A 23,044-nucleotide genomic window follows, 5' to 3' on the forward strand; every position below is an offset into this window, starting at 1 on the left:
GGATGGCCGCCGTGGGCACCCGTCCCCCCATCGATTCGTGTCGTTGAGCCGCGTTCGAGGCGGTACCCCGACGGGGGACGGTGCCTCCGAGCGGCCGTCTCGGGCCGGCGACGGCGCGCGCCGAACGAGGCAGTCCCCGTGCCCGTGCCGCCTAGCATGGGGCGGGTGACCGACCAGCAGGAGCCTCCCGTCCGCCTCCGACCCGAGATCCTGGCGCTCCCCGCCTACAAGCAGGGCCGCGCAGCCGCCTCCGACGCGTTCAAGCTCTCCTCCAACGAGAACCCGTTCGACCCGTTGCCCTCCGTGCTCGAGCGGGTGCGCGAGGTCGACGACTTCAACCGTTACCCCGACGCGGCGGCCACGGCGCTGTGCACGGCGCTCGCCGCTGCATACGGCGTCCCCCTCGAGGAGGTGATCGTCGGAGCCGGCTCCGTCGCGGTCATCGCTCAGCTGATCACCGCGGCGGCCGGCCCGGGCGACGAGGTCGTCTACGCCTGGCGCTCGTTCGAGGCCTACCCCTCGCTCGTCACCACCGCCGGAGCGACCAGTGTCCGCGTACCGTTGCGCGCCGATGACACTCACGACCTCGATGCCATGCTGCAGGCCGTGACCGAGCGCACGCGCCTGCTCATCGTCTGCAGCCCCAACAACCCCACCGGCACCGTCGCCACCGCTGACGACGTCGAGGCCCTCCTCGAGCGCGTACCGAGCGATGTCCTCGTGCTCCTCGACGAGGCCTACGCCGAATTCGTCGGCGACGAGCGCGCCGTCGACGGCACCCGCTTGCTCGGCCGCTTCCCCAACCTCGTGATCGCCCGCACCTTCTCCAAGGCGTACGGGCTGGCGGGGCTCCGTGTCGGCTACGCGATCGGTCACGCGCGGATCCTCGATGCCGCCCGCTCCACCGCGATCCCGCTCTCCGTCACCCGGTTCGCCGAGACCGCGGCCGTCGCCTCCCTTGAGCACCGCGCGGAGCTACTCGAGCGCGTTCATCGCATCACCCGACTCCGCGACGACCTCTGGCGGGCGCTGCTCGACCAGGGCTGGACCATCCCGGAGTCGCAGGCCAACTTCCTCTGGTTCGACACCCGCGAGGAGACGGCGCGGGCCGCCGAGGTGTTCGCGCGGGCCGGAGTCGTGGTCCGGGCGTTCCCGCCGGAGGGTATCCGTGTGTCCGTCGGCGAGGCGAGTTCTGTGGACAAGCTCCTCTCCGCGGCCGCCGAGATTGTGGCTTCCCTCCCCGAGGGCCATCCCGCGAGACGGATAGGTTAGTCGGGTGGTAGCCACCAGCACGGAGTCGCCGACTGTCCAATTCCTCTCCGCGGACGGGCGGTTCTCACCGACCCCCGCGGCCGAGCAGTACGCCTCCTACCTCGAAGGGGTGGACGAGGCCCAGCACCGTTCCTTCTACCGCGAGATGGCGGTGGTCCGGCGGTTCGACATCGAAGCCGCGAACCTGCAGCGCCAGGGCCAGCTCGGCCTGTGGGTGCCGAGTCACGGCCAGGAGGCCGCGCAGGTCGGCTCCGCCTTCGCCATGCGCCCGCAGGACCACGTCTTCCCCTCCTACCGCGAGCACGTCGTCGGCAAGATCCGCGGCATCGACCTGCTCGGCGTCCTCGCCCTCTTGCGCGGCACGACGCACGGCGGCTGGGACCCGAACGATCCGGCCAACGGCAACTTCCACATCTACACGCTGGTACTCGGCTCGCAGGCGCTCCACGCCACCGGCTACGCGATGGGCCTCACCCTCGATGGAGTGACCGGAACGGGCGACCCCGAGAAGGACGAGGCCGTCGTCGTCTACTTCGGCGACGGCGCCTCCAGCCAGGGCGATGTGAGCGAGGCGATGGTCTTCGCTGCGAGCTACCAGACGCCCGAGGTCTTCTTCCTCCAGAACAACCACTACGCGATCTCGGTACCGGTGGCGACGCAGTCGCGCAGTCCCCTCTACCTTCGCTCCTCGGGCTTCGGCATCCCGGGCGTGCAGATCGACGGCAACGACGTGCTCGCGAGCTACGCCGTCACCGCCAAGCACCTGCACGACGCGCGCTCCGGCGGCGGACCCCAGTTCATTGAGGCTCTGACCTACCGGATCGGCGCGCACACCTCGAGCGACGACCCGACCAAGTACCGCACCGACGACGAGCTCGCGTCGTGGGTCGCGAAGGACCCGATCACCCGCTTCGCCGCGTTCCTGCGGAGCGAGGGCGTGCCGCAGTCCTTCTTCGACGACGTCGACGAGGAGGCGCAGGACTTCGCGTCCGACATCCGTCGGCGCCTGCTCGCCCTTGAGGCGCCGCCCGCGGGCATCATCTTCGACAACGTCTACTCGGAGCCGCACGCGCTCGTCGAGGACCAGAAGGCATGGCTACAGCGCTATGAAGAATCGTTCGGAGGCGAGTGATGACGATCGACACCAGCACGATGACCGCGCAGGCGGCCCCCACCGGGTCGCAGCTCGAGTCGATGTCCATGGCCAAGGCGCTCAACGCCGGCCTCCGCCGCGCCATGACGCAGGACGACCGCGTTCTGCTGATGGGTGAGGACATCGGCCCCCTGGGCGGCGTGTTCCGCATCACGGAGGGGCTGCACGCCGAATTCGGAGCGAAGCGCGTGCTCGACACGCCGCTGGCCGAGTCCGGCATCATCGGCACCGCGATCGGACTCGCCATGCGCGGGTTCCGGCCGGTCTGCGAAATCCAGTTCGACGGATTCGTCTACCCCGCGTTCGACCAGATCACCTCCCAGCTGGCCAAGATGACCAATCGACACGAGGGCACCATGACCATGCCCGTCGTCATCCGCGTGCCCTACGGCGGCCACATCGGAGCGATCGAGCACCACCAGGAGAGCAACGAGGCGTACTTCGCGCACACCGCCGGTCTGCGCGTGATCAGCCCATCGACCCCGAACGACGCCTACTGGATGATCCAGGAGGCCATCGCCTGCAACGATCCCGTGATGTTCTTCGAGCCCAAGAGCCGCTACTGGCCCAAGGGCGACGTCGACCTCAGCTCCTCCGGCCTGCCGCTGCACGCCAGCCGCGTCGTCCGCCAGGGCACCGAGGTCACCCTCGTCGGCTGGGGCCCGATGGTCGCCGTCCTGCTCCAGGCCGCCGAGCTCGCGGGCGAGGAGGGCACGAGCGTCGAGGTCGTCGACCTGCGCTCGCTCTCGCCGATCGACTGGGAGCCGCTGCTCGCGTCGGTCCGCAAGACCGGTCGGCTCATCGTGGGGCAGGAGGCGCCCGCGAACGTCAGCCTCGGCTCCGAGATCGCGGCGACGGTCACCGAGCGGGCCTTCTTCTCGCTGGAGGCGCCGGTCCTGCGCGTCGCCGGCTTCGACACCCCCTTCCCGCCTGCCAAGGTCGAGAAGCTCTTCCTCCCCGACGTCGACCGCGTGCTCGAGGCCGTCGACCGCTCGCTCGCGTACTGACGCCCGAGACATCCGCCCGTTCGAGCCCCCAGGAGTCCCCCCGATGACAGAGCAGTTCCTCCTCCCCGACGTCGGTGAGGGTCTCACCGAGGCCGAGATCGTGGCGTGGCGGGTCAAGGTCGGCGACGAGGTGGCCGTCAACCAGGTCCTCGTCGAGATCGAAACCGCCAAGTCACTCGTCGAACTCCCCTCGCCGTTCAGCGGCACCGTGGTCGACGTGCTCGTCGACGAGGGCGAGACAGTCGACGTCGGCACTGCGATCATCACGGTGCACTCCGGAGCAGGAGTGGTCGGCTCCGAGGTCCCCGCGATCCCCGCGCACCCCGCGCAGGCAGGCAGGGCGCCCGTCCCCTCCACTACCGAGCCGGGCGAGGGCTCCGGTGCGGCGCTCGTGGGCTACGGAACCGCCGGCGGCCAGGTGCAGACCCGCCGTCGCCGATCCGGCGCCGCCGGGCCGGCCGCCGCACCCGCGCGCCCGACCGCACCCGCCCGTCCCGCCTCCGTGCCCGCCGCCGCGGCGCTTCCGGTCATCGCCAAGCCCCCCATTCGCAAGCTCGCCAAGGACCTCGACGTCGACCTCCTCGATGTGCAGGCAACCGGCCTCGCCGGTGAGGTGACCCGCGACGACGTCATCCGCCACGCCTCCCAGGCCAGCGTCTTCCGCAACATCCAGACCCCGGCCTGGAGCGACGACCGCGAAGAGCGCATCCCCGTCCGCGGCGTCCGCAAGGCCATCGCGGCCGCTATGTCGACCAGCGCCTTCACCGCTCCCCACGTCAGCGTCTTCGTCGAGGTCGACGCGACCCGGACGATGGAGTTCGTCAAGCGCCTGAAGAACTCGCCCGACTTCGCCGGGGTCAAGGTCTCGCCGCTGCTGATCATGGCGAAGGCGATCATCTGGGCGGTTCGCCGCAACCCCACAGTCAACTCGGCCTGGACCGACTCCGAGATCATCGTCCGCCACTACGTCAACCTCGGTATCGCCGCAGCCACCCCGCGCGGCCTGCTCGTCCCCAACGTCAAGGATGCGCAGTCGATGAGCCTCCTCGAACTCGCCCAAGCCCTCGAGAAGCTCACCCTCGACGCCCGCGACGGCAAGACGACAGCCGCCGACATGCAGAACGGCACCATCACCATCACCAACATCGGCGTGTTCGGGATGGACACCGGCACCCCGATCCTCAACCCCGGCGAAGTCGCGATCATCGCCCTCGGCACGATCAAGCAGAAGCCGTGGGTCGTCGACGGTGAAGTCCGCCCCCGTTTCGTCACCACGGTCGGCGGCTCCTTCGACCACCGCGTGGTGGACGGCGATGTGGTCAGCCGCTTCGTCGCCGACGTCGCCAGCGTGCTGGAGGAACCGGCGCTTCTGCTCGATTGAGTCGCCCGGAGCAGTGAGGACAACACAACCTCAGCTGAGAGGGGGTCTCATCCACGATGGTGGATGAGATGGCCTCTCAGCTGACGTTGTGTCGGAGACACCCGGGCGCCGCGGACGCTGGTGTCAGCGTCGATGCTCGCGCTGACGGAGCCGTCGTGCAGCTCTTCGAGGTCGTAGGCGAGGGGATCGGGGAGCGCGGCCATCGTCCACTCTGCCGCGGAGTCCAGAGCGGACCATCCGCCAGCGGCGATCGGCCCTACGCCGTGAGTGCGACTGCCGTCCACGACACGGGCGGGAGGGTCAGCGTCAGCACCCCGTCCGCGAGCGACGCGGCGGCCCCGCGCAGGCGCACGCGGTGCTGATCGTCGCGAGTGTTCTTGGCGTAGGGGTCCTCGTCGAACAGGGCTACCGCCTCCGCGACGCTCGAAACGCCGAGGCCGCTGACGTCGACGGTGACCTCGATCGGCTCCGTCTGCGAGCGGTTGACCAGGAACACGGCCGCGCGGCCGTCGTCCACCGTGGCGACGGAGTCGATCAGGGGCGCGTCGCCGTGGCGAGCGGTTGAGTAGGTCCCCACGTCGATCCGGGGGCGCAGTACCGAGCCGGAGGCCAGGCGTGCGGTCGTCGAGAACGGGAAGAAGGTGGTCTGGCGCCAGGCACCGCCGCCCGGCTCGGTCATGATCGGTGCGATCACGTTGACGAGCTGCGCGAGGGAGGCGGAGGTGACGCGGTCGGAGTGCTTCAGCAGCGTGATCATCAGGTTGCCCAGCACGACGGCGTCGGCGACGGAGTAGACGTCCTCGAGCAGGCGCGGGGCGTAGGCCCATTCGCGAGTGCTCTGGTCGCCCTCGGCGTCGGCCTTCTCCTTCGCGTTCCACTCGGTGAGGTACCAGACGTTCCACTCGTCGAAGGAGAGCTTGATGTCCTTCGTCTTCTTGAGCGTGAACTTCACGTGGTCGACGGTCGCCGCGACGGTGGCGATGAAGTACTCCATGTCGAGGGAGGACGCGAGGAAGGAGCCGAGGTCGCCGTCGTACTCCTGGTAATAGGCGTGGCAGGAGACGTACTCGACGTCGTCGTAAGTGTGCTCGAGAACCACGCGCTCCCACTCGCCGAAGGTCGGCATCGACGAGCCGGAGGAGCCGCAGACGACCAGCTCAAGCGAGGGGTCGGCGATCTTCAGCGCCTTGGCGGTGCGGGAGGCGAGCTTCCCGTAGTCGTCGGCGCTCATGTGGCCGACCTGCCAGGGGCCGTCCATCTCGTTCCCGAGGCACCACATCCGGATGCCGTAGGGCTCGGTCCCGCCGTTGGTGATGCGCTGGTCGGCGAGGGTGGTGCCGGCCGGTCCGTTGGCGTATTCGAGTACGTCGAGCGCCTCGAGGACACCGCGGGTTCCGAGGTTGACGGCGTACATGATCTCGCTGCCGGTCAGTGTCGCCCACTTCGCGAAGTCGTCCAACCCGACCTCGTTCGTCTCGAGCGAGTGCCAGGCCAGGTCGCGTCGGCGGGGGCGCTCGGAGCGCGGGCCGACGCCGTCCTCCCAGCGGTAGCCCGAGACGAAGTTGCCGCCGGGGTAGCGGATGGTCGTGGTGCCCAGCTCCTTGACCAGCTCGACGACGTCGAGGCGGAAGCCGTCCTCGTTCGAGGTGGGGTGGCCGGGCTCGTAGATGCCGTCGTAGACGCAACGGCCGAGATGCTCGACGAACGAGCCGAAGAGGCGCGGAGTGACGGGGGCGACGACCGCGGTGGGGTCGAGGCTGACGCGCGCGGTGGCGGCGGGGACGGAGGTCATGGGGGCCTTTCGGGCGTCTGGCTCCCGCGGGCTCGGCGGTGAGCAGCCATTCTAACGTTGTAGATGATGCTCCGCTCCGCCCTCGCCGCTGTCAAGAGCAGTCCTGCTCCGGCCCCGGTCCCCGCCTCCGCCCAGTGCGCCTGTGCTCGACCTCGCGCGCGGCGGCCGCAACCGGATTCGCGGACGGGGCTTCCGCCGCCCCCACCACGACGGCACCCGTGGCCCAGCGCGGCACTTCACCGGAGTCGCGGGCGGCCCGCTGTACCTCGGCGGCCCGCGAGATCTGCCGCTGCGGGACCTGTGGCTAGGCCGACTCCCGCGCGAGGACGGTGAACGCAGCCTCGTGCAGGCTGCCTGGCCCTGTGCGCGAGCCGTCGATCCGGGCCTGCAGCAGCTCGACCGCTGTCCGAGCGATCTCGTCGCGCCCGGAGTTGACGCTGGAGAGGCTGGGGGAGGAGTAGCGCGCCTCGTCGATGTCGTCGAAGCCGATCACCGCCACGTCCTCGGGTACCTGAACCCCTGCCTCCTGCAGCACCCTCACCGCGCCGAGCGCGAGGGTGTCGTTGAGTGCGAACACGGCGTCGAAGTCGAGCCCGGAGGCGAGCACGCGCCGCATTGCCTCTGCGCCGCCCGAGCGCCGCCAGGGTCCGGAGACCCCGATCATCCGCTCGTCGTAGTCGATGCCCGCGTCGGCGAGCGCGGCGCGGTAGCCCTCGAGGCGGAGCGATGCCGAGCTGACGGCAGCGTCGGGGAGCGTCCCGAGCGCCACGATCCGTCGTCGACCGGAGGCGAGCAGGTGCGCGGTCGCTGCGCGCGCGGCCTCGACATTCTGCATCGTGACGTGGTCGACCAGCCCGGTGAAGATCCGCTCGCCGAGCAGCACCAGGGGGAAGTCGACCACGAGCGCGTCCTCGTCGGCGAGGCCCAGCGGGCTGAACAGCAGCCCGTCGGTGAGCTGCCGGCGCTCGCTCGCGAGCACGCGGCGCTCGCGTTCGGGGTCGCCGCCGGTCTGCTCGATGAGCACGGTCAGTCCCTGCGCGTCGGCCGCGCGCATCACGCTGTCGGCCAGCTCGGCGAAGTAGGGGAGGCTCAGTTCGGGCAGGGCGAGGCCGATCACGCCGGTGCGCCCGCTGCGCAGGCTCCGCGCCGAGAGGTTGGGTCGGTAGCCCAGCTGCGTGATGGCCGCCTGCACCCGTGCGCGGGTGGTGGGGCGCACATGCGGGTAGTCGTTGATGACGTTCGAGACGGTCTTGATCGAGACGTCGGCGGCGCGGGCGACGTCGTGCAGCGTGACGGCCACGGTCCTCCCTCCGCTTGTGTCTCACGCTACTCCGCGGGCCGGTCGGCGCCCTGACGGAGATCGACGGCACTCGTACCGCGACTTTGACAATCGTTATCAATAGTCGCTACCGTGGTGTCATCCCCGCCCCGTTGCAGATCGGCTCACCGTGAAGACCCGCCTCCTCGCCCTCACCGCCCTCCTCGGCGGCACCGCGCTCGCCCTGAGCGGCTGCTCCGGAGCGGGCACCGCCTCCGCCACGTCGGGCGGGCCCGTGAAGGTGGTCGCCTCGACGAACGTGTACGGCGACCTCGTCTCGAGCATCGGCGGCGATCTGGTCGAGGTGACCAGCATCATCGACAGCCCGGACAAGGACCCGCACGAGTACGAGGCCACTGCCCGCGACCAGCTCGCGGTGTCCGGCGCGACCCTCGTGATCGAGAACGGCGGCGGCTACGACCACTTCCTCGACACCATGATCAGTGCGGCCAACACCGAGGCCCCCGTCATCACGGCCACCGTGATCGCCGGGCTCGAGGACGTGCACGACCACGCGGAGGAAGAGCCGGAGGGCGAGCACGAGCACGCGGAGTTCAACGAGCACGTCTGGTACGACCTGACGCTGATGAAGGAGGTCGCGGGGCGGATCGGCGACGAGCTCGCCGCGCTCGACGCCGACAACGCCGCTACCTACTCCGCCAACCTTGCCAGGCTCGACGGGGGGCTCGACGCCCTGATCGCTCGCGAGGGCGAGCTGAAAGGTGTGCTCTCCGGCCGTTCCATCGCGATCACCGAGCCCGTGCCGCTCTACCTCACCGACGCGCTCGGTCTCACCGACGCGACTCCGGAGGCCTTCAGTGAGGCGGTCGAGGAGGGCACCGACGTCCCCGCGACCACGCTGCAGGAGACGCTGGCGCTGTTCTCCGGCAAGGCCGTCGACGCCCTGATCTACAACGAGCAGACCGAGGGCACGCAGACGGACGCGGTGCTCGACGCGGCGAAGGCCGCGGGCATCCCCACCGTCGGCGTCACCGAGACACTGCCCGAGGGCGACGACTACACCGGCTGGATGACCGCGAACCTCGACGCGATCGAGGGAGCCCTCTCCCCGTGAGGCACGACCCCCCGAACGGCACCGACCCGATCAGGCCCGCCTTCCCGGAGGCGGGCCCTTCGGCGCCCGTGCTGCGGCTGCGCGGCGCCGGGCTCCGCTTCGGCGACCGCGAGCTGTGGAGCGGCGTCGACCTCGACGTGCGCGCCGGAGAGTTCGTCGCGGTGCTGGGCGCGAACGGATCCGGCAAGACGAGCCTCCTGCGGGCGGTTCTCGGTCAGCAGCAGCTCAGCGCGGGAGAGATGCAGGTGCTCGGCGAGCCCGTGCACCGCGGTAATCGGCGCATCGGCTACATCCCGCAGCAGAAGCTCGCTGACGAGGGCACGCCGCTGCGCGCCCGCGACCTGCTCGGACTCGGAATCGACGGTCACCGGTTCGGCCTGCCGCTGCCCTCGCGTTCCCGGCGGGCGGCCGTCGACGCTCTGCTCAAGGCCGTCGGTGCCACGACGTTCGCCGACGCCCCCATCGGCCGCCTGTCCGGGGGCGAGCAGCAGCGCGTTCGCGTCGGCCAGGCGCTCGCGGGCAATCCGGCGCTCCTGCTCTGCGACGAGCCGCTGATCGCCCTGGACCTCGCGCATCAGCGGGGGGTCAGCGAGCTGATCGACCGGCACCGCCGTGAGCGGAACCTCGGCGTCCTCTTCGTCACCCACGACGTGAATCCGGTGCTCGGCATGGTGGACCGGGTGCTCTACCTCGCGGGCGGTCGCTTCCGCATCGGCACACCAGACGAGGTGCTGCGCTCGGAGGTGCTCAGCGAGCTCTACGACGCGCCGGTCGACGTGATCCGCGCCCGGGGCCGGGTCATCGTGGTCGGCGCGCCCGACCACTCGCACGTGCACGAGCACGAGGAGGGGCAGTCGTGATGGACGTCTGGTCGCAGATCGTCGACTTCTCGGACTACGGGGCGCTGCTGGCGCTGCTGATCAACTCGGTGATCGCGGGTGCGGTCCTCGGAGTGGTCGGCGGGCTGATCGGCGTCTTCGTGATGTCGCGCGACATGGCGTTCGCGGTGCACGGCATCAGCGAGCTGTCGTTCGCGGGCGCCTCCGCGGGGCTGCTGCTGGGGGTAGGAGTCGTCGAGGGGTCGATCGTCGGCTCGCTGATCGCGGCCGTCCTGATCGGCCTGCTCGGCTCGCGCGCCCGCGACCGCAACTCGATCATCGCCGTGCTGATGCCGTTCGGCCTCGGCCTCGGCATCCTCTGCCTGGCGCTGTACCCGGGACGTAGCGCGAACAAGTTCGGCCTGCTCACCGGGCAGATCGTCGCGGTCGACGACCCGCAGCTCGGCTGGCTGATCGGTATCTCGGTGGTGGTTCTCGTCGGGCTCGCGCTGATTTGGCGCCCGCTCACCTTCGCGAGCGTCGACGCCGACGTGGCGGCCGCGCGCGGCATCCCGACACGGGCGCTCTCCATCGCGTTCATGCTCCTGCTCGGCCTCGCGGTCGCCGTCTCGGTGCAGATCGTCGGCTCGCTGCTGGTGCTCGCGATCCTGGTGACGCCCGCGGCTGCGGCGCTGCGCCTCTCCGCCTCACCGGTGGTCGTGCCGCTGCTGAGCGTGCTCTTCGCGGTGGGCGCGCTGGTGGGCGGCATCTTGCTCGCGCTGGGCGGATCGATCCCGATCAGCCCCTACGTGACGACGATCTCGTTCGCGATCTACGCCGTCTGCCGGATCGTGGGCCGCACGGGCGTGCGTCGCTCCCGGGCCGTGGTCGGCGAGGGGCGGTAGCGTGGCGCGGGTCGTCAGGAGTGGAGGTGGTCCCGTGGTCAAGCGCAACACGTGGCAGCGGGAGGCGGTGCGCGAGGCGCTCGGGCGCCGCGAGGATTTCGTCAGCGCCCAGGGCCTCCACAGCGCCCTGCACGCCTCCGGCTCGCCGATCGGACTCGCGACCGTCTACCGCGCCCTCTCGGACCTGGCGGTCGAGGGCGAGGCCGACTCGCTCCAGTCGCCCGAGGGCGAGAGCCTGTATCGTGCCTGCACGCCGGGCACGCACCACCACCACCTGATCTGCCGCCGGTGCGGGCTGACAGTCGAGATCGCAGCCGACGAGGTCGAGACCTGGGCTCGCTCGGTCGCCTCGCAGAACGGATTCACGGATGCGCGCCACGTCGTGGACGTCTTCGGGCTGTGCGCGGGCTGCACAGCGGAGCTCGCCGGGGCCTGAGGCCGACGGCTCCCCGGACGACCCGGGCTGCGCGGCACTCAGGCGGGGAGGAACATGCCGATCGACCGGTCCTTGACCACGGAGCCGGCCGGCAGCACCCGCCCGCTCATCGCGAGGTAGACGCCGGGCGGCAGCAGCTGCACGGCGGCGACCGCGGTGCCGAGGTTGAACGCCGCATCGCTGTCGGACATCCGCGCGGGCTGCATCGCGCCGGTGAGCACCACTACGCGGTCGCGGACGACGCCGAGCGCCTCGGCCGTCGCGGTCATCGTGTCGGTGCCGTGGGTGAGGATGATCCGGTCCTCCTCCGCAGCGAGGACGCGTTCTGCGATCAGCGCCCGGTCGGCGTCGTCGAGGTCGAGGCTGTCTTTGGCGAGGACCTCCTCGATACGGAACTCGAGCGTGGTCAGCACCGGGGCGAGCAAGCGGGGCACCATCGGCGCGCCGATCTCGAGTTCGCCCGCGAGCGAGTACTCCTTGTCGACGGTGCCACCGGTGGTGAGGACGAGAATGCGGTCAGTCACCCGATCAGACTAGGCGCCGCCTCCGACACCGGCAGGTGTGTGCGCTCCGGCCGCGCCATGTGTCGTCGGCGGCCCGCATCCGGAACGATGGATGACATGCAAACGTCTTCTTCGTCCCTGTTCCGTGCCGGCGCCAAGGTGTTCCTGGGCTCCACCCTGGTCTTCGCGGGGGTGAGCCATCTCACCCGCAAGCGGGAGGAGTTCCAGGCGCAGGTGCCGGAGTGGGTGCCGCTGGACAAGGACGCGGTCGTGCTCGCCTCGGGCGTGGTCGAGATCGGGCTGGGCGCCGCGCTGGTGCTCGCGCGCCGCCGGGCGCCGCTGGTCGGAGCCGCGGCCGCCGCCTTCTTCACCGCGATCTTCCCCGGCAACGTCTCGCAGTGGCTGACCCGGACGAGTGCCTTCGGCCTCGACACCGACCGCAAGCGCGCTGTCCGCCTGGTGTTCCAGCCGCTGCTGGTGGCGTGGGCGCTCTGGTCCACGCGGCGACCGCAGGGCTGATCCCGCTCGGCGGACGACGTAACGTCAGCTGAGAGTGCTCTTCATCCACGATGGTGGATGACGGGGCCTCTCAGCTGACGTTGTGCGCCGCCCCCGCCGGCAGCGGGGCGAGCAGCGGGGCCAGCAGCTCCTCGATCCCGCGCCGAGCCCCCTCCGCATCACCCGCCGCGATGGCCTCGACCAGCTCGGCGTGCTGTCGGGCGTGCGGATCCTCCTCGCCGACGACGTCCTCCTCCAGGACCGACTCGAACACGCCGGTCAATCCGTCGTAAAGCTCGACGAACAGGTCGTTGTGCGTCGCGACGACGACGGCCCGGTGCAGGGCCGTGTCCGCGGCGATCCGCTCGGCGGACTCCGCCTCCCACGACCGGGCCCGGCGCTCCAGCAGGGCGCGGAGGGAGGCCACGTCCTCGTCGGTGCGGCGCTCGGCGGCCAGCGCGGCCGTCGCTCCGTCGATCGCGAACCGCAGCTCGAGTCCCTCCCGGCGTGCGGCACTCGGGAGGCGGCGGCGCAGCGACTCGGCGAGCTGCGAGCGCGCGATCACGAAGGTGCCGCGACCCTGCTCGCGCCGCACCAGCCCCGCCTGCACGAGGGTCTGCACGGCCTCGCGCACGGAGTTGCGGCCCGCGCCGGTCCAGCGGGCGAGTTCGGCCTCCACCGGGATCCGCTCGCCCACGGCCCAGCGGCCGGAGCGGATCTCCTCGTGGAACAGTGCGGTCACGTGATCGATCACGCTCTCGCGCTGGAACGGCGCGGCCGGGCTAGACTCGCCGGAATTCATCCCATCATCCTACCTCCTGGGGACTCCATGACCGCAGCACCGACGCTCCGCGCCACCGCCCTCCTCGCCCTGGCCGCTATCGCGATGACCGCGCTCAACCTCCGCACCGCCGTCACCGGCTTCAGCCCGCTGCTCGACACGATCGGCGCCGACCTCGGCTTCGGCCCCGCGCTCTACGGCGCGCTCGGCACGATCGTCACTGCCTCGTTCGCCGTGTTCGGCTTCGTCGCGGCGGCCGCCTCGCGCCGGATCGGGCTCGAGCGCACGCTCGCCGTCGCGACGCTGGTGACCACGCTGGGGATCGCCCTTCGCGCGCTGAGTCCGACCCCCGTCGCGCTGGTGCTCTCGACGGTCGTCGCCTTCGCGGGCGTGGGCACCTCGAACGTGCTCATCGTGCCGATCGTGAAGCGCTACTTCGCCGAGCGGATCAAGACGGTCAGCTCGCTCTACCTGGCGCTGTTGCAGGTGGGCCAGTTCGTCGCCCCGCTGGTCGCGGTGCCGCTCGCCTCGGGGGTGGACTGGCGCTGGGCGATCGGAGTCTGGGCCGGGATGACGGCGGTGGCGTGCCTGCTCTGGGTCGCGCTCGCGGCCCGCGGAGGAGGCGGGACGGCGCCGACCGCGGTGGGTGGTCGGGTGGACGGGGCGTGGCGCACTCCGCTGCTCTGGGCGATGGTGCTGATGCTCGGCATGACCGGTCTGCACACCTACGGGATCATCACCTGGCTGCCGACGATCCTCGTCGACGCGGGCGCGGACCCTGCGCAGGGTGGTGCGCTGCTCGCGCTGTTCTCGGTGTTCGGCCTGGCCGCCGCGTTCGTGGTGCCGCCGCTGACGCTGGGGATGCGCAACCCGGTCGTGGTCGTGGTGGTGTGCTGCGCGCTGCTCGCGGTCGGCTACACGGGGTTGGTCCTTGCTCCGCTGGCCGGCGCTGTGGCCTGGGTGGTCTGCCTGGGCCTCGGCGTCAGCACCTTCCCGATGACGCTGACGCTGGTGAATGCGCGGACGCGGACGACGACCGGCTCCTCGACCCTTTCTGGGGCGACGCAGGGGCTCGGCTACGGTCTCGCGTGCCTCGGTCCCCTGCTGATCGGCGTGCTCTACGAGGTGCAGGGCGGCTGGGGAGGTGCGTACACGCTGCTGTTCGCGGGCGTCGCCGTGCTGCTGGTCAGCGGGATCGTGGCGAGCCGGCCGCGGTTCCTGGAGGACGAGGCGGCGCTGCGGCGGGCCTGAGCGCTGGGCCGCTCAGGCGGCGGGGACGAGGTTCCAGCGGTCGGCCAGGATCTCGAGGCCCTTGTCGAACGTGGCCGACCACGCCGTGACGTCGTGGGCGCTGCCGGGCACCTCGATGTAGGTGGCGTTCATTCCGGCCGCGAGCGCCGCCGCGTGCAGGGTCTTCGCTCCGGGGAGGAAGGAGGCGTCGTTGGCGCCGACCCCGAAGATCGCGACGGTGCCGGTGTAGGGCGCGTTCTTCGCGAGGAGGCCGAGCGGCGTCGCGGCTTTGTAGGCGGCCGCGTCGCCGCCGAAACCCTGCGCGATGGTGGCGGCCTCGCTGCCGAGCGTCGGCGCGAGCTCGCCCGAGGCGTCGATGATGTTGCCGAACAGTGCCGGGAAGCCTGCGCCGAGCTGGATCGCGCAGGTTCCGCCCTGCGAGAGGCCGCCGATCGCCCAGTGCTGCGCGTCGCCGAGTACCGGGAGGTTGGCGCGGATCCAGTTCGGGACGTCGACGGTGAGGTAGGTGGCCGATTTCCCCATCGGCGAGTCGATGCACATCGTGTTCGTGTTCGGGTCGCCCAGCTGGTCGGGCGAGACGACGATCGGCGCGAGGCCGGCGTGCGCGGCGGCGTAGGTGTCGAGGGCCTGCTGGAGCTTCTCGGTCGAGAGCGGGTCGGAGGGGGAGCCGGGCTGGCCCGAGAGCATCACCATCACCGGCAGGAGCGGCGGGGCCGCGGTGAGAGCTGCGGGCGGGAGATAGACCACGGCGTCGCGGGCGGGGAATCCGGAGGCGGTGGCGGGGATCGCGACGCTCGAGACCGAGCCCGCGGCAGGCATCCCGGGGGGCGCGATCCAGGTCGCGAGGTCGGCGTGCGGGCCGCCCGGGACGACGGCGAGGACGTCGGAGTCGGAGTAGGCGCTGATCCCGAGCGCGCTGCGGACCGTCGGGTACTGGCCGAAGTCGATGTTGATGCTCATCGCGGCGGTCGCCACGACGAGCACCGCGACGCCGAGGGAGGCGAGCACACCCCGTACGCGCCGACGGCGGATCGCCTGCACGAGCACGACGAGGGCGACGGCGACGCCGCCGAATCCGAGACCGATCCAGAGGCGGGTGATCGGGGTGAAATCGACGCCGAAGGGGCCGTCGGATTCGCCGACGAGGGCGGCGAGGGCGATGCCGACGAGAAGGCCCAGGACCAGGAACGCGACGGCGACGGCGCCGCGGCGGATGCGGCCGGAGCCGCGGGAGCGGATGTGGACCGCGAGCAGGAGGAGCAGCGCGGCGGCGGCGAGCGCGTAGACGGAGACGACGAGGACGCCGGAGACGAGGCTCAGGTCGAGGAAAGTGGTCATGCGTCGATCCGGTCGGAGGTGCTCGGGCGGGCGTCAGTCTGGCCGCGGTCTCTGGGGGATGGCCGTGAGTGGCGAGGGCGATTCTCCTCCCCAGGCGAAGATCCTTCGACCTCTCCACAGATACGGCGCAACCCCGCGCGCCGCGGTGGCGCTCGCACCTAGCGTGGAACTCCCGACGCATCCCGCGCCCTCACGAAGGAGCCCGCACCATGAGGCAGCATCCCCGCACCGAGAGCCCCGTCCGCGAGAGCCCCGTCCGCGAGAGCCCCGTCCGCGAGAGCCCCGTCCGCGAGGCCCGCGCATGAGCCGTGGAGTCGCCGTCGTCACCGGAGGCACGGCCGGGTTGGGACGCGCGACGGTCCGTGAGCTGGCCTCCCGCGGCTGGGACGTCGCCGTGCTGGCGCGCGGCGAGGACGGCCTCGCGGCCACTGTCGCCGAGATCGAGCAGAAGGGCCGGCGTGGGCTGGGTATCCCGACGGATGTGGCCGACCGCGAGGCCGTCGAGTCCGCTGCGGATCGGGTCGAGGCCGAGCTCGGTCCGATCGAGCTGTGGGTCAACGACGCGATGGTCGGCGTGTTCGGCGAGTTCCTCTCGACCGAGCCGGCCGATTTCGAGCGCGCGGTGGGCGTGAACTTCTTCGGCTTCGTCAACGGCACTCGCGCGGCGCTCTCGCGAATGACTCCGCGCGACCGCGGGCATGTCATCCAGGTGGGCTCCGCGCTCGCGCACCGGGGCATCCCGTTGCAGGCGGCCTACTGCGCCTCGAAGTTCGGCGCGCGCGGCTTCACCGAGGCCGTCACCGCCGAGCTCCTGCACGCGAAGAGCCGCGTGCGGCTGTCCGAGGTCGACATGCCGGCGCTCAACACCATTCAGTTCAACTGGGTGAAGTCCCAGCTGCCGCACCACCCGCAGCCGGTGCCGCCGATCTACGAGCCGGAGGTGGGTGCGATCGCGATCGCCGATGTGGCCGACACGCCGCGCCGCCGCACCTGGGTGGGCGAGCCGACCGCGGGCACGATCCTCGGCGACCGCTTCGCCGGCCGCTTCATGGACTGGTACCTCGCCCGCAACGCGTTCGACGGCCAGCAGGCTGCGGACAAGACCGAGCCGATGCTGCCGAACAACGTCTACGAACCGGTCCCCGGCGATCACGGTGCGCGCGGCCTCTTCAGCGACCGCGCGCACACGATGACGCCGCAGATCTGGATGATCCGCCACCGCGGTCTCAGCTACGCGGGGGCCGCAGCGGCCCTCGCCGCCGGAGCCGTAGGTGTCCTCTCCGCCCTGCGGAGGAGGTGAGCGTGGTCGACGCCATCGTCGTTGGAGCGGGACCGAACGGCCTCGCCGCCGCGGTCACCCTCGCGCGAGCCGGGCTCGCGGTCACCGTCCTCGAGCGCAACGAGACGATCGGCGGCGGCGCGCGCACGGCCGAGCTGACGCTGCCCGGATTCCACCACGACGTCTGCTCGGCGGTGCACCCGATGGCGCTCGCGTCCGGATTCTTCCGCGCCTTCGGGCTCGACCGACGCATCGAGCTGGTCGTCCCCGAGATCTCCTACGCACATCCGCTCGACGGGGGTCGCGCGGGCATCGCCTACCGCGACCTCGACCGCACGGCCGAGGCGCTGGGCCGCGACGGGGCGGCCTGGCGGGCGCTGATGGGGCCGCTCGCCGAGCGGGCCGACCGGGTGGCCGGCTTCACGAACGATGCACTGCTGCGGATCCCGACCGACCCGAGCGTGCTGATCCGTTTCGGACTGCGGGTGCTCGAGCAGGGCACGCCCGTGTGGAACCTGCGTTTTCGGGAGGAGGTCGCCCCGGCGATGTTCTCCGGGGTCGCGGCGCACTCGATCCGCCCGATGCCCAGCCCGTCGACGGCCGCCGCGGCCCTGGCGCTCGGCGCCTACGCCCACGCGCGGGGCTGGCCGGTTCCGGTCGGCGGGAGCCAGTCGATCGTCGACGCGCTCGCCCACGACCTGCGAGTGCACGGGGGCACCATCGAGACCGGCGTCGAGGTGACCTCGCTCGCGCAGCTGCCTCCGGCCCGCGCCGTCCTCGTCGACGGCACACCGACGGCGCTACTCGCGATGGCGGGCGATCGCCTGCCCGCCGCCTACGCCGCCGCCCTCCAGCGCTTCCGCTACGGCAACGGCGTGGCCAAGGTCGACTTCGCCCTCGACGGCCCCGTGCCGTGGACGAACCCCGAGCTCGCCCGCGCGGGCACGCTGCACGTCGGCGGGAGCCGCGCCGAGATCGCGGCGGCCGAGCGCGACGTGAAGCGCGGCCGGCACAGCCGCAGCCCCTACGTTCTCGTCGCTCAACCCTCGATCGCCGACCCGACCCGGGCGCCCGAGGGCAGGCACGTGCTCTGGACGTACACGCACGTCCCGCGGTACTCGCCGGCCGACCAGCAGGAGGCGATCACCGCCCAGATCGAGCGCTTCGCCCCCGGGTTCCGCGACCGCGTGCTCGCCGCCTCCTCGATGACCGCCCGAGACATGCAGGCCTACAACCCCAACTACCTGGGCGGAGACATCGCCGCCGGAGCCGCGAGCGTGGCGCAGCTGCTCTCCCGGCCGGTCCCCACGACCGACCCGTGGCGGACACCGGCGAAGGGGCTGTACCTCTGCTCGTCGTCCACGCCGCCCGGACCGGGCGTGCACGGTATGGCCGGTTGGCACGCCGCGCGCAGTGCGCTGCGACACGAGTTCGGGGTGAGCGAGTCGCCGGACCTCTCGCCCGAGGCGAGCCCGGTCTGAGGAGCCACCATCGCCGTCGCCGGCCTGCCAGGCTGGGAGCGGCCTCAGCCCCACCACTTCACGAAGGAGTCCGCGATGTCCCGCACCACCCGCGTCGTCCACTGCCCGCCCGAGTCCGTGTTCGCGGTGCTCGCCTCCGGCTGGCTGTTCCCGAGCTGGGTCGTCGGCGCCTCCCGGATGCGGAAGGTCGACGCCGACTTCCCGCATGTCGGTTCGCGCCTGCACCACTCCTTCGGCCTGTGGCCGCTCGTGATCGATGACCGCACCACGGTCCTCGAGTGGGACCCGCCGCGACGGATGGTCATCCAGGCCGCCGGCTGGCCGCTCGGCGAGGCCCGCGTCCGCGTCGAGGTCGAGCCCCACGCGCGCGGCGCGAGGGTGCGGATGCACGAGGCGCCCGTGAAGGGGCCGGGCACGCTCATCCCCCAGCCGCTGATGCACGCGGGCCTGTGGCTCCGCAACCGCGAGGCGGTGCGTCGGCTCGCGCACCTGGCCGAGGCGGGAGCGGCGGGGCGCGCGCTGGCTCCGGCGTCGCTCCCGTCGCCGGCCGACCGCGAAGGCATCGACCGGCCCAAGCACATCATGGTGCGGCTCACGGGGGCGATCGGGTCGATCGCGGTCGGGGCGCTCGTGCTGCGCGGAGTGCTCGGGGCAGCACGGCGCGCCCGGCGCTGACAGCGGTCAGACGATCCGCTCGACCAGCCGCACGTGCTGCACCGCGACGCGCTGGGGCTCGCCCGCGAAAGCGGCGTCGCGCTCGGGGGACGCCAGGTAGGCCCGCTCGACCTCGGCGAACGCGTCGGCGTCGCCGGCCGTGCTCACCGCCCAGACGAACTCGTTCACCTCGCGGTCGGCGTAGGCGAACTCGATTCGGAAGCCGTGGGCCTCGCGCGCCGGCACGATCCGCGCGGGGAACCAGGCGAGGAAGTCGTCGAGCACCCCGTCCATCAGCTCGTAGCGTCGGAGTTGGATCGTCCTGGTCTCGCCTGCGTCGCTCATCCTCCGACGGTACCGCTCCGGCGGGCGCGGTGTCGGTGCGCGGCGCTCGCCGCCGACGGTCGCGTGGAGGTCAGCCGAGGCCGAGGCCCAGGGCGATGCCGTCGAGGATGTCGTGGGCGCTCGAGCGGACCGAGGTCACGGCCGGCGAGGCGTCCTGGACGGCGCGCAGGACCTCGCCCCAGATCAGCGCGCCGGCAGCGAGCACGTCCTCGCGACCCGCGCGGACCCAGGGCAGGGCCGCCGTCTCGGCGGGGGAGAGCGCGGCGAGTTCGTCGCAGGCGGCGAGCACGTCGGTCAGGGGAAGTGCGGTCTCGATCGCCGCGCGGTCGGTGCTGCGCAGGACGTGCGCGGTGACCGTCAGCACGGTCGCGGCGACGCCGACGACGCTCCGGGCGCGCGAGAGGTCGACGGAGGAGGCGGCCACCGCGGCGCGCACATCGGAGCGGATCGCCGCGCGCTCGCCAGCGGTCGGCGCGGCCTCGGCCGGGGCGGCAGCGCGACGGTGCCGCTCGGTCAGGCGAACGCTGCCCACCGCCATCGAGTGCGCCTGCTCCGGCTCGGCACCGCCGAGGACCAGCTCGGTGGACCCGCCGCCGAGGTCGACGACGAGCACGGGGCGGGCGGAGTCGACGGCCGAGACCGCGCCGCGGAAGGAGAGCCGCGCCTCCTCCTCGCCGATGATCGTCTCGGGGACGACCCCGAGAATCCGCTCGACGGCGGCGAGGAAGTCGTCGCGGTCGGCGGCGTCGCGGGTGGCCGAGGTGGCGACGAAGCGGATGCGCTCGGCGCCGGCCTCCTGCGCGGCGGCCGCGTACTCGCGGGTGACGGCGAGGGTCCGCTCGAGCGCCCCCGGGTCGAAGCGGCCGGTGTGGTCCACGCCTCGGCCGAGTCGCACGAGTTCGGTGCGGCGGTGCACGTCGCGGAGGCGGCCGCCCTCGACATCGGCGATCAGCAGGCGGAGCGAGTTGGTGCCGCAGTCGAACGCCGCGACGCGCGTGAGGGTGGCCATCCGCCCATTCTGCCCGCGCGGCCGGGCCGCGAGGCGGGCGATAGCCTAGGGGCGAGAGCAAGGAGCCGCCCGTGCACGAACACCACGTCCGCGTTCACCGCAGCGAGGAGGAGCTTCCCCGACACGGGCAGCTCGCCCACGCGCTCGCCGAGGTTGCCGCCGATCCGGTCGAGATCGATGCCGAGGTCGCCGAGATGGTGGTCAACCGCGTGATCGACAATGCCGCCGTCGCCACCGCATCGCTCCTGCGCCGCCCCGTCGTCGCCGCCCGCGCTCAGGCGCTCGCGCACCCCGCCTCCATCGGCGGGCAGGGGTCGGTCGTCCTCGGCGTCGATCCGGCCCGCCGCGTCTCGCCGGAGTGGGCGGCCTGGGCCAACGGAGTCGCCGTGCGCGAGCTCGACTACCACGACACGTTCCTCGCGGCCGAGTACTCGCACCCCGGCGACAACATCCCTCCGCTGATCGCCGTCGCCCAGCACGCCGGTATCGGCGGTGCGCAGCTCGTGCGCGGCATCGTCACCGGCTATGAGGTCCAGGTCGACCTCGTCCGCGCGATCAGCCTGCATCAGCACAAGATCGACCACGTCGCGCACCTCGGCCCGTCGGCCGCCGCCGGGATCAGCACACTGCTCGGCCTCGATGTCGCGACGACGGAGCAGGCGATCGCGCAGGCGTTGCACACCACGACCGCCACCCGGCAGTCGCGCAAGGGCGAGATCTCGAGCTGGAAGGCGTACGCGCCGGCCTTCGCCGGGAAGATGGCGGTCGAGGCGGTCGACCGGGCGATGCGCGGCGAGACCAGCCCCTCGCCGATCTACGAGGGCGAGGACGGCGTGATCGCCTGGCTGCTCGACGGCGCCGAGGCGAGCTACGACGTGCCGCTGCCCGATCGCGGTGAGGCCAAGCGCGCGATCCTCGACACGTACACGAAGGAGCACTCGGCCGAGTACCAGGCCCAGGCGCTGATCGACCTCGCCCGCCGCCTGCACCGCACGCACCCCGAGGCCGCCGATCCGGAGCGCGTGGAGCGGATCGTCCTGCACACCTCGCAGCACACCCACGTCGTGATCGGTTCGGGCGCGAACGACCCGCAGAAGTACGACCCGAGCGCCTCGCGCGAGACGCTGGACCACTCCGTGCCGTACATCTTCACGGTGGCGCTGCAGGATGGCGCCTGGCACCACGTGCACAGCTACGCCCCCGAGCGCGCCGCCCGCGCCGACACGATCGCGCTCTGGCACCGGGTGAGCACCCGGGAGGACGCGGAGTGGACGCGCCGCTACCACTCCGCCGACCCGAGCGAGAAGGCGTTCGGCGCGCGCGTCGAGATCCTGATGACGGACGGCACGACGATCGTCGACGAGATCGCGGTGGCGGATGCGCATCCGCTCGGGGCGCACCCGTTCAGCCGCGAGCAGTACGTCGCGAAGTTCCGCACGCTCGCATCCGACGTGCTCGAAGAGCCCGAGATCGAGCGATTCCTCGATCTCGCCCAGCGCCTGCCCGAGCTGACCCCGGAGGAGGTCGGCCGCCTCAGCGTGATCGCGGCGCCCGGCGTCCTCGCCTCCGTCGAGCCTCCGCGCGGCCTGTTCTGAGCCCCCGCGCGGCCTGATCCGGTCCCTGACCCGGCTGTTCCGGTCGCTCACTCGGCAGGATGACGCGCACGAGGAGCCCGCCCTCCTCGCGGGCCGTGAGTGTCAGGCGGCCCCCGTGGGCCGCGACGATCCGCGAGACGATCGCCAGGCCGAGACCGGTGCCCGTGTGGCCCCCATCCGTGCGGCGGGTGCGGGTACCGCCCCGCACGAACGGCTCCAGCAGGGTCGGCAGCGTCGTCGGGTCGATCGCGGAACCGCTGTTCTCGACGGTGACGACCGCTCCCTCCGCGCTCTGCTCCGTCCGGAGCACGACGAACCCCGCCGAAACGTTGTGCACGATCGCGTTGTGCAGCAGGTTCGTCATCAGCTGGAGTAGCAGCGACGTGGATCCGAGTGCGGAGCACGGCTCGACCTGCAGGCGGAGGGAGACGCCGCCGCGCTCGGCGAGGGTGAGGACGCTGTCGCGTGCCTCCTCCGCGAGCAGCGACAGATCGAGGGTCTCCGCCTCGGGTACGGGGCGGTCGGCCCGACTCAACTGCAGGAGGGCCTCGACCAGGTCGATCGAGCGGGCGGTGACGGAGGACAGATCAGCGAGCAGGTGGTCCATGTCGGGGGACGTGTCGCGCCGGGCGACGTCGAGCATCGTCTTCGTGATGGTCAGCGGCGTGCGGAGCTCGTGCGAGGCGTTCGCGGCGAACCGCTCCTGCTCGCGGACGTGCGCCTCGGTCTGCTCGAGCATCGCGTTGAAGGCCTCGGCCAACTCGTCGAACTCGTCCCGCGACGGCATGTCCGCGACCCGGTGCGAGTAGCCGTCCGCGGCGACCAGCCGGGCGACGCGGGTGAGCTCGTCCAGCGGCGCGAGGATCCTCCTGGCCAGGAGCCAGCCGCCGACGGTCCCGGCGATCAGGAGGAGCACGATCACCCCGGCGGCGACCGGAACGAAGGCGCTGAGCAGCTCGGTGCGGTTGGGGACGAAGATCTGCTCGTTCGTGCGCTGCGAGTACGAGACGAAGTACTCGTCGGTGATGTAGCGCAGGAGGAAGAGTGACATCGCCCCCAGAAGCCCGGTGACCGCCAGCCCGAGCAGCAGGACGTAGCTGAGCGTCAGGCGCGTGCGGATGCTGATCGAGCGAGGCCGACGGGCCGGCGCCAC

22 protein-coding genes are annotated in these 23,044 nt (G+C 71.8%); 14 read left to right on the plus strand and 8 right to left on the minus strand.

The window, feature by feature from the left end:
- Positions 1–156: 156 nt before the first annotated feature.
- Genes hisC through C5D07_RS04890 form a run of 4 tightly spaced genes read left to right on the plus strand, consistent with a single transcriptional unit; the run spans position 157 to position 4,813 of the window.
- Complete coding sequence (hisC, locus tag C5D07_RS04875; protein WP_068250703.1) at positions 157–1,272, plus strand: histidinol-phosphate transaminase; 1,116 nt, start codon at positions 157–159, stop codon at positions 1,270–1,272.
- Between the two features lie 4 nt (positions 1,273–1,276).
- Positions 1,277–2,404, plus strand: a complete 1,128-nt coding sequence (locus C5D07_RS04880; RefSeq protein WP_068250710.1) for a thiamine pyrophosphate-dependent dehydrogenase E1 component subunit alpha — start codon at positions 1,277–1,279, stop codon at positions 2,402–2,404.
- A 20-nt stretch (positions 2,405–2,424) separates the two neighbouring features.
- Entirely contained in the window at positions 2,425–3,432 is a 1,008-nt protein-coding gene (locus C5D07_RS04885) for an alpha-ketoacid dehydrogenase subunit beta (protein ID WP_104258844.1), read from the plus strand.
- 43 nt (positions 3,433–3,475) lie between these two features.
- Positions 3,476–4,813 (plus strand): dihydrolipoamide acetyltransferase family protein, encoded by a 1,338-nt coding sequence (locus C5D07_RS04890; RefSeq protein WP_104258820.1) that lies wholly within the window; start codon positions 3,476–3,478, stop codon positions 4,811–4,813.
- Positions 4,814–5,069: 256 nt separating this feature from the next.
- Here the strand turns inward: C5D07_RS04890 and arfA are convergent, their stop codons facing one another.
- The gene (arfA, locus tag C5D07_RS04895; RefSeq protein WP_104258821.1) at positions 5,070–6,605 is read right to left on the minus strand and encodes an arabinosylfuranosidase ArfA; all 1,536 of its coding nucleotides are present in this window, start codon (positions 6,603–6,605) and stop codon (positions 5,070–5,072) included.
- Positions 6,606–6,909: 304 nt separating this feature from the next.
- Positions 6,910–7,905 carry a LacI family DNA-binding transcriptional regulator gene (locus C5D07_RS04900; RefSeq protein ID WP_068250721.1) on the minus strand — a complete coding sequence of 332 codons (996 nt, stop codon included), beginning with the start codon at positions 7,903–7,905 and terminating at the stop codon, positions 6,910–6,912.
- Positions 7,906–8,053: 148 nt separating this feature from the next.
- On the opposite strand from C5D07_RS04900, the gene C5D07_RS04905 reads away from it, so the two are divergent.
- From C5D07_RS04905 to C5D07_RS04920, 4 genes are read left to right on the plus strand one after another with little or no spacing between them, the layout of a single operon-like run.
- Positions 8,054–8,998 carry a metal ABC transporter solute-binding protein, Zn/Mn family gene (locus C5D07_RS04905; protein ID WP_068250724.1) on the plus strand — a complete coding sequence of 315 codons (945 nt, stop codon included), beginning with the start codon at positions 8,054–8,056 and terminating at the stop codon, positions 8,996–8,998.
- Between the two features lie 29 nt (positions 8,999–9,027).
- On the plus strand, positions 9,028–9,858 hold the full coding sequence (locus C5D07_RS04910; protein WP_068256808.1) for a metal ABC transporter ATP-binding protein: 831 nt from the start codon (positions 9,028–9,030) through the stop codon (positions 9,856–9,858).
- Positions 9,858–10,721: a metal ABC transporter permease gene (locus tag C5D07_RS04915; protein WP_068250727.1), complete on the plus strand. Its 864-nt coding sequence runs from the start codon at positions 9,858–9,860 to the stop codon at positions 10,719–10,721. The genes C5D07_RS04910 and C5D07_RS04915 overlap by 1 nt, the downstream gene beginning before the upstream one ends.
- Before the next feature lie 34 nt (positions 10,722–10,755).
- On the plus strand, positions 10,756–11,157 hold the full coding sequence (locus C5D07_RS04920; RefSeq protein WP_068250729.1) for a Fur family transcriptional regulator: 402 nt from the start codon (positions 10,756–10,758) through the stop codon (positions 11,155–11,157).
- Between the two features lie 38 nt (positions 11,158–11,195).
- Here the strand turns inward: C5D07_RS04920 and C5D07_RS04925 are convergent, their stop codons facing one another.
- On the minus strand, positions 11,196–11,681 hold the full coding sequence (locus C5D07_RS04925; RefSeq protein WP_068250732.1) for an asparaginase domain-containing protein: 486 nt from the start codon (positions 11,679–11,681) through the stop codon (positions 11,196–11,198).
- An 87-nt stretch (positions 11,682–11,768) separates the two neighbouring features.
- On the opposite strand from C5D07_RS04925, the gene C5D07_RS04930 reads away from it, so the two are divergent.
- On the plus strand, positions 11,769–12,179 hold the full coding sequence (locus C5D07_RS04930; protein ID WP_211286335.1) for a DoxX family protein: 411 nt from the start codon (positions 11,769–11,771) through the stop codon (positions 12,177–12,179).
- A gap of 70 nt (positions 12,180–12,249) precedes the next feature.
- Here the strand turns inward: C5D07_RS04930 and C5D07_RS04935 are convergent, their stop codons facing one another.
- Positions 12,250–12,960: a FadR/GntR family transcriptional regulator gene (locus C5D07_RS04935; RefSeq protein ID WP_068250740.1), complete on the minus strand. Its 711-nt coding sequence runs from the start codon at positions 12,958–12,960 to the stop codon at positions 12,250–12,252.
- Between the two features lie 27 nt (positions 12,961–12,987).
- On the opposite strand from C5D07_RS04935, the gene C5D07_RS04940 reads away from it, so the two are divergent.
- Positions 12,988–14,190, plus strand: coding sequence for an MFS transporter (locus tag C5D07_RS04940; protein ID WP_068250742.1), 1,203 nt, complete (start codon positions 12,988–12,990; stop codon positions 14,188–14,190).
- A gap of 12 nt (positions 14,191–14,202) precedes the next feature.
- Here C5D07_RS04940 and C5D07_RS04945 read toward each other — a convergent pair whose 3' ends face one another.
- Positions 14,203–15,528, minus strand: coding sequence for an alpha/beta hydrolase (locus tag C5D07_RS04945; RefSeq protein WP_104258823.1), 1,326 nt, complete (start codon positions 15,526–15,528; stop codon positions 14,203–14,205).
- 301 nt (positions 15,529–15,829) lie between these two features.
- Here C5D07_RS04945 and C5D07_RS04950 point away from each other — a divergent pair, with 301 nt between their 5' ends.
- The 3 genes from C5D07_RS04950 to C5D07_RS04960 all read left to right on the plus strand — a co-directional run bounded on the left by C5D07_RS04950 (position 15,830) and on the right by C5D07_RS04960 (position 18,963).
- On the plus strand, positions 15,830–16,828 hold the full coding sequence (locus C5D07_RS04950; protein WP_104258824.1) for an SDR family oxidoreductase: 999 nt from the start codon (positions 15,830–15,832) through the stop codon (positions 16,826–16,828).
- Positions 16,825–18,288 (plus strand): phytoene desaturase family protein, encoded by a 1,464-nt coding sequence (locus C5D07_RS04955; protein ID WP_068250750.1) that lies wholly within the window; start codon positions 16,825–16,827, stop codon positions 18,286–18,288. Before C5D07_RS04950 ends, C5D07_RS04955 begins: the two co-directional genes overlap by 4 nt.
- Before the next feature lie 75 nt (positions 18,289–18,363).
- Entirely contained in the window at positions 18,364–18,963 is a 600-nt protein-coding gene (locus tag C5D07_RS04960; RefSeq protein ID WP_068250753.1) for an SRPBCC family protein, read from the plus strand.
- Between the two features lie 6 nt (positions 18,964–18,969).
- Here C5D07_RS04960 and C5D07_RS04965 read toward each other — a convergent pair whose 3' ends face one another.
- Together C5D07_RS04965 and C5D07_RS04970 are read right to left on the minus strand one after the other, a co-directional pair.
- A complete protein-coding gene (locus C5D07_RS04965; protein ID WP_068250756.1) occupies positions 18,970–19,287 on the minus strand; it encodes an NIPSNAP family protein in 318 nt (105 codons plus the stop codon).
- A 70-nt stretch (positions 19,288–19,357) separates the two neighbouring features.
- Positions 19,358–20,296 carry a Ppx/GppA phosphatase family protein gene (locus C5D07_RS04970; protein WP_104258825.1) on the minus strand — a complete coding sequence of 313 codons (939 nt, stop codon included), beginning with the start codon at positions 20,294–20,296 and terminating at the stop codon, positions 19,358–19,360.
- 71 nt (positions 20,297–20,367) lie between these two features.
- Between C5D07_RS04970 and C5D07_RS04975 the strand changes: the two genes are divergently transcribed.
- Positions 20,368–21,891: an MmgE/PrpD family protein gene (locus C5D07_RS04975; RefSeq protein ID WP_068250762.1), complete on the plus strand. Its 1,524-nt coding sequence runs from the start codon at positions 20,368–20,370 to the stop codon at positions 21,889–21,891.
- Here the strand turns inward: C5D07_RS04975 and C5D07_RS04980 are convergent.
- Complete coding sequence (locus C5D07_RS04980; protein WP_249028173.1) at positions 21,830–23,044, minus strand: sensor histidine kinase; 1,215 nt, start codon at positions 23,042–23,044, stop codon at positions 21,830–21,832. The genes C5D07_RS04975 and C5D07_RS04980 overlap by 62 nt on opposite strands.

The sequence above is a fragment of the Rathayibacter tritici genome, assembly GCF_002932875.1.
Taxonomy (GTDB): domain Bacteria; phylum Actinomycetota; class Actinomycetes; order Actinomycetales; family Microbacteriaceae; genus Rathayibacter; species Rathayibacter tritici.